This window comes from Paenibacillus sp. FSL E2-0201, from assembly GCF_037963325.1.
Taxonomy (GTDB): domain Bacteria; phylum Bacillota; class Bacilli; order Paenibacillales; family Paenibacillaceae; genus Paenibacillus_AQ.
Genome location: NZ_CP150154.1, coordinates 2184969 through 2197247, shown reverse-complemented (window position 1 = coordinate 2197247; position 12279 = coordinate 2184969). Strand labels below are relative to the sequence as shown.

Annotated in this window: 6 protein-coding genes and 1 pseudogene; 2 read left to right on the top strand and 5 right to left on the bottom strand. The window is 43.6% G+C overall.

Annotation, left to right across the window (positions count from 1 at the left end; translation table 11 throughout):
* Positions 1–9: 9 nt before the first annotated feature.
* Positions 10–942, bottom strand: a complete 933-nt coding sequence (locus tag NSU15_RS09500) for an aldo/keto reductase family protein (RefSeq protein ID WP_042125923.1) — start codon at positions 940–942, stop codon at positions 10–12.
* A gap of 174 nt (positions 943–1116) precedes the next feature.
* Here NSU15_RS09500 and NSU15_RS09495 point away from each other — a divergent pair, with 174 nt between their 5' ends.
* Positions 1117–1461 carry a helix-turn-helix domain-containing protein gene (locus NSU15_RS09495; protein WP_042125921.1) on the top strand — a complete coding sequence of 115 codons (345 nt, stop codon included), beginning with the start codon at positions 1117–1119 and terminating at the stop codon, positions 1459–1461.
* Positions 1462–1537: 76 nt separating this feature from the next.
* Here the strand turns inward: NSU15_RS09495 and NSU15_RS09490 are convergent, their stop codons facing one another.
* The 4 genes from NSU15_RS09490 to NSU15_RS09475 form a co-directional block, all read right to left on the bottom strand.
* Complete coding sequence (locus NSU15_RS09490; protein WP_339290057.1) at positions 1538–2539, bottom strand: anti-sigma factor; 1002 nt, start codon at positions 2537–2539, stop codon at positions 1538–1540.
* Positions 2536–3027, bottom strand: coding sequence for an RNA polymerase sigma factor (locus NSU15_RS09485; protein ID WP_042125916.1), 492 nt, complete (start codon positions 3025–3027; stop codon positions 2536–2538). The genes NSU15_RS09490 and NSU15_RS09485 overlap by 4 nt, the downstream gene beginning before the upstream one ends.
* A 178-nt stretch (positions 3028–3205) precedes the next feature.
* Entirely contained in the window at positions 3206–9598 is a 6393-nt protein-coding gene (locus NSU15_RS09480; protein ID WP_339290055.1) for an Ig-like domain-containing protein, read from the bottom strand.
* 79 nt (positions 9599–9677) lie between these two features.
* Positions 9678–10799 carry an Ig-like domain-containing protein gene (locus NSU15_RS09475; protein ID WP_339290053.1) on the bottom strand — a complete coding sequence of 374 codons (1122 nt, stop codon included), beginning with the start codon at positions 10797–10799 and terminating at the stop codon, positions 9678–9680.
* Between the two features lie 305 nt (positions 10800–11104).
* Between NSU15_RS09475 and NSU15_RS09470 the strand changes: the two are divergent.
* A pseudogene (locus tag NSU15_RS09470) lies at positions 11105–12252 on the top strand (IS3 family transposase).
* The last annotated feature ends 27 nt before the right edge of the window (positions 12253–12279 follow it).

Here is a 12279-nt window from a genome sequence, read left to right as displayed (position 1 = left end):
AAACTATCTCTAGTTAAGAATCTCTTCAATTTTCTTCAGAATATCTTCAGAAAGCTCTATTCCCGAAGCCTTAGCATTCTCTTCGACCTGCTCCGGGCGACTTGCACCCACTAGCGCACTTGCTACATTAGGCTGACGCAAAATCCAAGCCAAAGCCAGATTTCCCACAGAAATATTCAGCTCCGCAGCTACCCCGCTTAGTTGGCGAACCTTTTCAATCTTCTCTTCCGTAATCGCCTTCTTCAACCGATCCAGCTTAGCCGCACGGCTATCTTCAGGGATATCCGCGTTATACTTTCCTGTTAGCAGCCCTTGAGCCAATGGAGAAAATACGACCTGTCCAATGCCGCGGCGCTCGCCGAGGGGAATGATTTCTTTTTCAATATAACGTTCGAACATATTATAAATCGGTTGGTTAACCACGATATGATCCAGCAAATAGCGGTCTGCTACAGCTAACGCATCCGTCATTTGCGCCGCTGTCCACTCACTTACACCGACATAATATACCTTGCCTTGACGAACCAGATCATCCAGCGCACGTAAGGTCTCTTCAATTGGAGTTTCAGTATCAAACCGGTGGCAATACATTATATCCACGTATTCTACGCCGAGACGCTTTAAACTTGCGTGACACTGCTCAGTAATATGTTTACGGGATAAACCACGATCGTTTGGCCCCGTCCCCATTTCTCCAAATACTTTAGTGGCGAGTACATAGGATTCTCTCGGATAGTTCCGCAAGGTCTCGCCTAGCACTTTCTCAGCAGCACCCTTTTCGTAAACATTAGCCGTATCAAAAAAATTCACGCCTAGGTCGTAAGCGGTTTCAATGGCTTTGACAGCATTATCTCTTTCTACGTATCCTCCATATGTCAGCCAGCTTCCCAAACTAATCTCGCTAACTTTTAGGCCTGTGCCACCTAGTCTACGATATTTCATAATAACTGCTCCTTTCCATAGTTCCGTGTTATGATTTCGGCAGGTTGCCTAACGAACATATTCATTCTAGAATAGTTTGTATATAATAGGAAGAAGTGAAATTTAGTTTACTATATGATCCCTAGAGTAGTTACTATACAAGAGTATAGTAGCACCCAAACAGGAGGAGATTCCTTGACAACAGCTAAATCTACCAATAATTATATCCCTAAAACCCCACTTACTATTGAATGTAATGTAGAAAAAACCCTTGAAGTGTTGGGCGGAAAATGGGCTTTTCTCGTATTAAGAGAGTTATTCGACGGCACCCAACGCTTTGGAGCGCTTCAGCGAAAAATCACTAATGTTAGCCCCCGCGCGTTGACTAGTACTCTTCGCCATTTAGAGGAACACGGTGTACTAGAACGCCATGTTTTTCCTACCGTGCCGGTAACAGTGGAATATTCTTTAACTCCAAAAGGTGAGGATTTACATCAAATTTTGAAGGAAATGAAGCTATGGTCGGCCAAATGGACGTAGCATAAATGGTAGGTTGTGATATGATCAAAATAGCCCTGGGATCATTGTTCCCGGGGCTTCTTTTTTACTATACGATCTAGTATTTATCCACAACTGCGCCGAGTACTGCCGTATTTACATACGGTTTTCCTCTAAGGCTTTGCAGCTCCTTAGCAGTTCCTGTAACAACAACTCCCAATAGCTGTACGTCACTGGCATCCGGTGCCGCTTTATCCTTTTTCAAATAGTTCGAGATTCGCTCAAATTCTCCGTAATACTTGCCCTCTTTCTGAAGCCCATATGCTAGTGATTGTAAAAAATCCTCTGGTTTTGGTTTAAATAACCCTTCCCATTTGACACCGTAACCGTATACTTGTCTCGCTGATTCCGGTAAGGCATACTTATCCGGGCTACTGTCATTCGTAATAAACTCAAGCTTCTTCTTATTGTCATACGTATCTACCCAATACCAAGTCTGCGTCAGTTCTGTTGGCAGCATTTTTTCAACTTCAGCCTGCGTATAGCTTTTATCAAATGAAACTGCCATCTCTACCAGCTTACCGGGATCCATTTGTTCGAGTGCAGGCAGGTCGTTCAGCACCTTTCCGTTATAGTTTACTCCTGGCACATAGAACATCATCTCCCGCTGTCCATTCTGACTGTTATATCCTCGGTAGTATTCGTAATTTTGGCTTGTCATTACTGGGTCAGGAACATTTATACTAGAATATCCCCTATTAAGCAGAGAAAAGCGGCTGCTCATACTAAAATCCAGCTTTTTAGTATCCCACACGACAGGTACACCTTCAACAACCTTGTACGTACTAAGTTCAACTTTGCCCGATAAAAATCCTAGATCCAGGTCAGTTCTCAGCTCATGAAGATTAGGACTGCTAATTTCCATCATGATCCTCTCCTCATCCAGCCCGCGCATCGCTAACCAGCTAGTCAGTTGAGAGATACCCAGCATGCCGCCGAACAATACTATAACAGTCACGACCAAAGAAATGACCGTATTACGAATCATTGTTTTTCGTTTTGCTTTCTTAATTATTTTTGAAAGGTTTTGATCATCCTTTTGTTCCCATGGTGGTGTCATTCCGCTTCACCTCTATACTTTTTTTGGAATTGCTTGCGGGCACGAAACAATGCCGACTTGACTGTATCTGTCGTGATTCCGAGGAGCTCTGCTATCTCCTGATAGGACAACTCCAGTTCATACTTCATAATAATGAGTTGTTTATGGAGCGGTTGCAGTTCTGCAAGCACGCGGTCAATGTCTTCCCGTTTTTCTTTTAGCAACAAATGATCCTCCGGAAGTTCCGTATCCGGCACATCGACATAGTCAATAGGAATGATTATACGTTTGCTGCGGCGGCACAGATCATAGTAGCGATTGATCGCTACTTTATATAGCCATGCACTGAATTTGTTCTCATCAATAGAGTCGATATACAATAGAGCCTTATACACCGTATCCTGTACGATATCTTCCGCGTCGGCTGCAGGTGCCCCGAGACGAATCAAGTATTTTTGGATTTCTAGCATTTTGGGTTGAAGTATCTGATGTAGCTGCCCGGGCTTCATCCTGCACCTCCCTTCGTATGTATAACGGTGAAGTTCTCGGAAAGTTAGCTGGTAGGAGAAAAAACTTATAAAAGAAAAGCTTCGTAAAAAATCCCCTTACCGCTAACAGTATATAGATACCGTATAGCGTAAGGGGATTCTCTTGTAAAAAATATTTCTTCACTTAAAAAAGATTCATTTATTTTACCTCAGGAATGTATTGCTCTCCACCCATTTGCTGTTTCTCAAAGGAATGGTTCATACTAGCTTCCTGAATGTGTCCGTACGCCCAGTGTTTATCACTGACGTCTTTCCACTTCTGCTGTGCTCCAAGCAATGGGCCTCTGCCCAAAAGTCTGTTAATAATCACAACAGCTTCTGCACGAGTTAATGTCTGATTCGGACGGAATGTTCCATCCAAATATCCGTTAATGATCCCAGCTGCTTTGGCCGCATCAATCGCATTTTTTGCCCAATGCCCACTACTAATGTCTTTAAAGCTGCTGGTCCCACTTTGAGCCTTATCCAGCAAGCGCTCTACAATGATAGCCATTTCTGCACGAGTAATTAGCTGATTCGGCTTAAAGCTGCCATCTTCATACCCCTTCATTAACCCTTGTGCTGTAACTACACTAATAGACTGCAAAGCCCAATAAGTTGTATTTACATCTTTATAAGCTGAGGTAGCCTGTGCTTCATTCTTACCCCATAGCCTTGCCAAAATCGTTGCCATTTCCGCACGGGTAATCATTCGTTCCGGGTTGAAGCTGCCATCCGCATAGCCTAAAATATATCCTTTATGTGATTCATGAACTACATTTGGATTGTTAGGCTGTTCCTTATCCGTGCCACTATTGTTAGTAGGATTACTGATTGTAGTGCCACCAGGCGTGTTCGTTCCTCCCGGAATATTCTCATGATTCGACTGAGGAGAGAAACTCACGATTTGAAAACGACTGAACTTCGAAATCTCAAATTGGATCCCTGTTGCTACGCCGTTCTCATATTGTATAGTTCCTGATACCAGCTCTGTCGTACCATCCGTATGTTCAATGAACACCTTCAAAGCGTCTAGGAAAGCTTGTCTATTCTCAGTTGGAATAGTAATTCCACTTAATGGGAGAACAACCTTCGTGTTAAAACCACCAAAGTTTGTTTCGATCTTTCTTGGCAGACCCAGTAAGTTTATCTGATTCCCAGCAGCTGCTAACGTAACCTTAGGGTCAGTATTCGCTGCTTTTTTAGCCTCACTATCCTCTTGTGCATTCTTAACCGGTACAATTCTGAAATAAAGATCTGTACCCTTAACTGCAGCGTCTTTTAAAGCTTCCTGACTCAACTTTACAGAACCTTCATCGGTAAAGATATTCATACCCGCATTTCTGTCAGCCAGTGCCGAAACAGCTGCAGCCGGAATCTCTACGGCAATCTCATCTGCCTTATCATCTGCTTGCTGCTTAATCTCAACAGTTAGCGTACGGTTGTTAATATCTCCATCCTGAGGATTAAAAGAATTCGTCAGACTTTCTACTTTTGACGGATCAACGATAACAGTATCAATCTTAACCTGATTGCTGAGCGTTGTTCTGAGAATGTTCAGACTCTCCGTGTGAATCATGTCATTTGCGTTTGCCTTTACATCAGCCGTTCTTCCGCTCTCTTGGCGTGTATTTTCTTTTTCCTTCACTATGTTCTTGTTAGTAACTACCAGAAGGAAACTCTTAGTGATTTTGGCGGTACCCTTAGAGATCGTAGCGGTAACTATTACATTCTTATCACCCACTTCAGGTCTGTTCACGGTACCCTGTTCCTCACCATCTTTGCTGGATAGCTTAAGAACATCGATATTGGTCGAGGTCCATGTAATCTTCGTTCCATGTTTTCCTGTACCAAGCAACAAGAATTCATTTGTAACTGACTCCCAAGTATCTCCATCCGAGAATTTAAAAGCCTTATCTACCCCTAATGCTTTAGCAGCATCTCTAACAGCATCCTCATCTGACATTCTGACAATAGTCACTTTAAATGTCTTTGTGCGCTTTTCACCAGTCTCTTTGTCAAGAATCGTTGCAGTTAAAGTGACTTCGATATCACTTTCATCAGGTCCAGGCTGAACTACTTTACCCTTTGCACTAACGACATCTGGTTTGCTTGATTCCCAAGTGATTGATGTATTTCCAGAAGAACCTTTTTCAGTCAAATATAATGTTTTGGAAACATGCTTCGCATGATCCCCTGCACCATAGATAATATCTAACTTATTGTAATCTTTTACTAGATTACTTAAGGATGGCTTCGTGGCATCCGTTGGGAACGGATCGTCTTTATCGTTGATTCCATCATGATCTGTATCAGGATGCTTCGGATTCGTTCCAAGCACGATTTCCTCTTCATCCGTCAGACCATCGTTATCATCATCTGGATCTAGACTGTCTGGAATTCCGTCTCCATCCGTATCTAACTCACCATTTACTGTTCCTGGCTTTGCGACATCCGTTGGGAATGGATCATCCTTATCGTTGATTCCATCATGATCGCTATCGGGATGCTTCGGATTCGTTCCAAGCACAATTTCCTCTTCATCGGTCAGACCATCATTATCATCATCTGGATCTAAACTGTCCGGAATGCCGTCTCCATCCGTATCCAACTCACCATTTACTGTTCCTGGTTTTGCTGCATCCGTTGGGAATGGATCATCCTTATCGTTGATTCCGTCGCCATCCGTATCTGCCTTCTTCGGATCTGTGCCGAGCACGATTTCCTGCTCATCCGTCAGACCATCGTTATCATCATCTGGATCTAGGCTATCTGGAATACCATCTCCGTCTGTATCCAGTCCGCCGCCTCCGTTACCCGGCTTTGTCGCATCCAATGGGAACGGATCGTCTTTATCGTTGATTCCATCATGATCTGTATCAGGATGCTTCGGATTCGTTCCAAGCACAATTTCCTCTTCATCCGTCAAACCATCGTTATCATCATCTGGATCTAAACTGTCCGGAATGCCATCGCCATCTGTATCCAGCTCACCATTTACTGTTCCTGGTTTTGCGGCATCTGTCGGGAATGGATCATCCTTATCGTTAATTCCGTCGCCATCCGTATCTGCGTTCTTCGGATCTGTGCCGAGCACGATTTCCTGCTCATCCGTCAGACCGTCGTTATCATCATCTGGATCTAGGCTATCTGGAATACCATCTCCGTCTGTATCCAGTTCGCCACCGTTACCTGGCTTCGTCGCATCCAATGGGAACGGATCGTCTTTATCGTTGATTCCATCATGATCTGTATCAGGATGCTTCGGATTCGTTCCAAGCATGATTTCCTCTTCATCCGTCAGACCATCGTTATCATCATCTGGATCTAAACTGTCCGGAATGCCATCGCCATCTGTATCCAGCTCACCATTTACTGTTCCTGGTTTCGCTGCATCTGTCGGGAATGGATCATCCTTATCGTTAATTCCGTCGCCATCCGTATCTGCCTTCTTCGGATCTGTGCCGAGCACGATTTCCTGCTCATCCGTCAGACCGTCGTTATCATCATCTGGATCTAGGCTATCTGGAATACCATCTCCGTCTGTATCCAGTTCGCCACCGTTACCTGGCTTCGTCGCATCCAATGGGAACGGATCGTCTTTATCGTTGATTCCATCATGATCTGTATCAGGATGCTTCGGATTCGTTCCAAGCACGATTTCCTCTTCATCCGTCAGACCATCGTTATCATCATCTGGATCTAAACTGTCCGGAATGCCATCGCCATCTGTATCCAGCTCACCATTTACTGTTCCTGGTTTCGCTGCATCTGTCGGGAATGGATCATCCTTATCGTTAATTCCGTCGCCATCCGTATCTGCCTTCTTCGGATCTGTGCCGAGCACGATTTCCTGCTCATCCGTCAGACCGTCGTTATCATCATCTGGATCTAGGCTATCTGGAATACCATCTCCGTCTGTATCCAGTTCGCCACCGTTACCTGGCTTCGTCGGGTCGGTTGGGAATGGATCTAAGCTATCTGGAATACCGTCCCCATCCGTATCTGGTTCAGTCGTAAACGTCCAAGTTGCTTTATCCGTAATTCCAGCGTACTTGTTACCCGCAGCATCCTTAAATGCTCCAGCCGCAACAAGGACATAATATTCTGTACTTGGTTGTAAATAACCCACATTTACACCGTTGACAGGAATTATATCCTCAGGCGTAAATGTTACGCTATTACCCGATAAGTTGACGCCCATAGCACCTGTTTCGAACCTGTAGACAACACTATCGTCAGATTTCTTGCGAATTTCAACTTTTTTACCCCGCACATCTTGTATAGCTGAGCTGAATGTCAGCTTCAAATTTGTATCCGCTGCTACATTCGTAGCCCCTTTTACCGGAAAATATGCTGTAACCGTAAGATCCGTCTTTTCTGGAGCTAATCCTGTCGTGAAGTTCCAAGTGGTCTTATCCGTAATCCCTGCAAAAGCGTTACCTTTCACATCCTTTATTGCTCCGGCATCAACCTGTACATAATATTTCGTATTGTAGTCCATATATTTTCCGTCATGATCTGACAGCATCAAATAAGGATTGATCGTCACTGTTTTGCCTGAGACGCTAACACTAGTTATATCGCCCATATCGAATGTATAAAGCACGCTATTATCTAGCTCTTTTTTGAGTACTACCTTTTTGCCTGCTACTCCTTGTACATCTTCACTAAATGTAAGCTTCAAACTGGAGTCCACCCCTACATTTGTTGCCTCATCTGCAGGCGATAGCGATATTACAGCAGGTCCTTTTGCAATTTCCGCAGCTGTAGTAAATCTCCAACCTGTTTTGGAAGTAATGCCTGTAAACAAATTGCCAGCTTCATCTTTAAAAGCACCTGCTTCGATCAGCACGTAATAACCTGTTCCGGCTGCCAAGCTAGACGACAACTTAAGAGTTGCTTTCCCATCCAATAACGTTATCTTAGTCGTATCGTCAGCTGCGATAGTTTCAACCACACTATCATCGGACGTTTTCCGAATCGAGATGTTTTTTCCTGCAACTGGAACTACCTTTTCACTAAACGTCAACCCAAGGCTCGTATCGACCGCAACCTCTGACGCGTTATTGAGAGGCATAAACGTCTTGATTATTGGGGGTGTATTGTCTGGTCTAGGTACCATTTCAAAAATCCATGTATTCTCTGCTACTTCCTTACCTACCGCCGATGACCCTGAGAAATATCTATATTCCACAAAACCATATAGGCCTTCATAGCTGTTTCCTGCTAAATCTACCAAAGCACCTTGATCAATGGTTACATAGTATTCTCGACCATAATCCAATTTGGTCTGTTTAATCGTTACTACGTTCCCTGTGATTGTTACTTTATTAGTATCATCAATAGCAATCAATTCTACCTCTTCAGGAGGTTGAGATTCATAAAAATTCTCAGAATACGAAGCACTACCCGGTGACATGATCCTAATATATTTATCTTCCCCCGCTACTGCCTTGACTTTCTCGCTGAATGTGACAGTGAGTTCCGTGTTCAGAGGTACTTTTGTTGCATTAATAGCAGGTGCCAGAGAGGTTACTGTTGGAGCAGTTTCATCTGGCGCCACTGTTGTGAAGTTCCATTTCGTCTTGTCAGTGATACCCGCATAGCTATTACCTGCGAGATCTTGAACGGCTCCAGCTTCAATCTGCACGTAGTACCCAGTACCATACGCGAAATCGGTAGCATGCTTAACCGTTATTTTGTCTCCAGATACGGTAACTTTCGTAGGATCACTTGCTGTTATCGTCTCTATAACACTATCATCTGTCTTGTTAAGAATCTTGATCGTTTTACCAGTCACCTTGACATTTTCGCTGAACGCCAATACGAGGTTGGTATTCACCGGAACATCCTTAGCATCATTCGCAGGAGTCAATCCCACTACCGTTGGCGCGAGTGTATCCGCTGGAGCTCCGGTTTTGAAATACCACGGAGCTGTGCCAATCTCCATTAGTACATTATTAATATACTGTACCGAAGTGACCATCCCACCATAATCATTATTGAAGGTATCTTGGAAAGCTCCACTATCCATTGTCACATAATAATATTTATTGTTTGCCATGTTTTTTGCTGGATTGATCGTAACTTTATTGCCTGAAATCGTCACTTTTGTAGTATCACTCGTGGAAATCTTTTCGAACTCGACAGCCTCTGTATAATTGTTAGATGATCCATCCGAGAACATTGTTCCCGGTACCATAATCCTTATAAATTTCCCCCTGCCCGCATGTACATTTTCACTAAAAGTTAGAGTCAAATTAGCATCTGTTGCTACATTCGATTCTTTCTTCGCAGGAGAGAACTCTGTTGCTAAAGGTGCAGTGGTATCACTACTGGCGCCAGTTTTGAAATCCCATATCTCAGCACCCGTGAAGCCAACCGGCACATGAACTTGGCCATCAAGAATCTCTATCTCCCCATACAATCCCTCATAGATATTTCCTGCTGAATCCTTAAACGCACCCGGGTCGATCTTTACGAAATAATTCGTTTTATAATCTAGGTCAGCAGCTGGGTTAATCTTTACTACATTGTTCGAAATCGTCACTTTACTTGTATCATCAGCGGCGATCGTCTCTATTTTGATTGAGTTTGCAAGCACCTCCGAATATTCAGAGCCACTGGCATTAGAAGTAACTTGGTTTCCAAATCGATATATTTTTACCCGAAACGGCCTTTACACCTTCATTAAAGGTCAACGTAAGGTCTGAGTTGACCTTCACATTCTGCTCGTTTTTTTCAGGAGAATATGTGGAAACTATCGGCGCTTCCGTATCCTCTGGACCGCCACTATTCCCGGTGTCTGTATTAACAGCTACAGCTACAGGAACCATGAAGGTACCTACCATAAAAGGTCCTGGGCTGAGATTTATAGTTTGTATTACTGTATTATTTGTTGTGTCTATTACACTCATAGTTGAAGCACCATAATTAACCGTAAATGCTTGACTCCCATCTTTGGAGAGACCAATTACATATGGCGTAGAACCCACAGGAATATTTTTTTCCACCTGATTCGTTATTGCATTAATAACAGTGACCGAATTACTTAAAGCTTTAACTACATAAACTTTACTCCCATCCGGACTGACTTCAGTTGCGTAAGCTGGACCACCAACAGGAATGATAGCTTCCACTTTGTTTGTCACTGTATCAATCACATCTACAGTAGTACCCGAATCTGTCGCTACGTATATCTTGGAGCCCGCTGGATTAACTGAAAGGCCATAGGGTGACGAAGATACCGGTATTTTAGAAACCACAGTGTCACTCTTAACATCCAGTACAGAGACCTCACTGCTTCCGAATTGGGTTAAGTACAGGCGATCTCCAATCACCGCCATTGCTACTGGCCTATTACTTACAGATATTGTACGTATCACTGAAAGATTAGCTGTATCGATCACTGAAACAGAGTTACTTGAGTAATTAGCCACATAAGCTTTACTGCCATCTGAATTAAATGTAACGCCATGAGGCAACGCCCCCACTGCAATGGTTGAAATCACAGTGTCAGTGGATGGATCTATAACAGAAACAGTCCCATCCGCTCTGTTAGTTACAAAGACCTGGGTCTTATTCGGATTAATGGCGGCGCTATTCGGCTCATTTCCCACCTTGATCTTCGCCTTTTCCACCGCTAAATTCGTTAAATCTACTACATCCACTACACCACTCGAAAAACTTGTAACATACGCCTTTTGAAATACCGAAGTCGTATCCTTATCAGCAGTGTCTGCATAAGCCAACTCTCCCCCTCTAATAAATAGTGACGAGCATATGTTGACCAGTAATACAAATAATAGAATGCTTATAGCTTTCTTGGACCTGACTAATCGAAGCACACTCTCAACTTCTTTCCTATGTATTTTATTACTCCCATGTTTAGGAAATCATATCAACCCTAACTCACCAAAATCTCACAAATTGTCGCGTAATGCCGAAAAATACAAAGAAAGCAGTGAGATTTCTGGTATTATCCCCTCATGGTTGACAGTGAAAAAAGAGCACATGGTATCATGTGTTTAACACAGTCGACCGGAGGGGATTTTTCATGGCTAAAAAAGGGCAGACGTTTACGAAGTATTCAGAAGAGTTGAAGAAAGAGGCGGTTCGTCTTCACTTAGAGGAACATATGAGCTATTCACAGATTCTAGAAAAACTCGACATCAAGAGCGATGCTCAGTTGGTGAGATGGATACGTAAGTTTAAAAGTGGGGAGTCCTTTGAGGACCGACGCGGTAAAGGTGGAAGGAAACATTTTGACAGTAAAGACGAAGAAATTGCGTATTTGAAGGCACAGGTCGAATACTTAAAAAAGCTCAATCCCAATCTACATGGGGAGGGAAGTTGGATACAAATATCCGGTGCCAATCCATTCAAGAAATGAGCAAGCGATACCCGATTGTTTGGCTGTGCAAACTGGCTGAATTGTCCCGGGCTGCATACTACAAATGGAAAAAGACCTCTGACCTGCGGGAAGAACGCCAAGAGAAGGATGCGAACCTTAAGGAACATATCTTAGCCATTCATCGGCTACGTCCTGCCTATGGCTATAAGCGAATGCGTACAGCGCTTCGCAAAGAGGGATTCCCCGTAAACCATAAGAAAGTTCGCAGGTTGATGAGAGAGCTAGGCATCCAATCGGTGATTCGCAAGAAACGCCCGTTTGCCGGACGTAAGCCTTCTGTCTTATTTCCAAACGTACTCAACCAGGAATTCACAGCCCACGCTCTTCAGCAAAAGTTAGTCACGGATATTACCTATATCCGTACAGGCCACGAATTTGTCTACTTATCTGTAGTGATGGATCTATACAATAACGAGGTTGTGGCTTGGAGAATCTCTGTCCGTAATGACTTAAAGCTTGTGATAGATACTGTGAAATCTCTCCAAGACTCAAAGGCTCTCCTACACTCTGACCAGGGCTTTCAGTACACGACTCGGACGTATGCCCAGGTTTTAGAGGACAAGGGTTTGGTCGGTAGCCACTCTCGCCGGGGGAACTGTTATGACAATGCTTGTATAGAGTCATTTTTTTCTCACCTGAAGACCGAGAAATTGTATTTGGAGAAGCCCAAGAATTTAGAAAATGCTGAACATTTGGTTAGGGAATACATTCTTTATTACAACAAGGAACGTTTCCAAAAAAAACTCGGCGACCTGTCTCCGGAAGAGTACCGGAACCAGATCGCCGCTTAGAAGGCTTCTTTTTTACTGTCTACTTGA

Coding starts and splice junctions, on each gene's coding strand:
- NSU15_RS09500 (WP_042125923.1), bottom strand. CDS start 942: ATGAAATATCGTAGACTAGGTGGCACAGGCCTAAAAGTTAGCGAGATT.
- NSU15_RS09490 (WP_339290057.1), bottom strand. CDS start 2,539: ATGACACCACCATGGGAACAAAAGGATGATCAAAACCTTTCAAAAATA.
- NSU15_RS09485 (WP_042125916.1), bottom strand. CDS start 3,027: ATGAAGCCCGGGCAGCTACATCAGATACTTCAACCCAAAATGCTAGAA.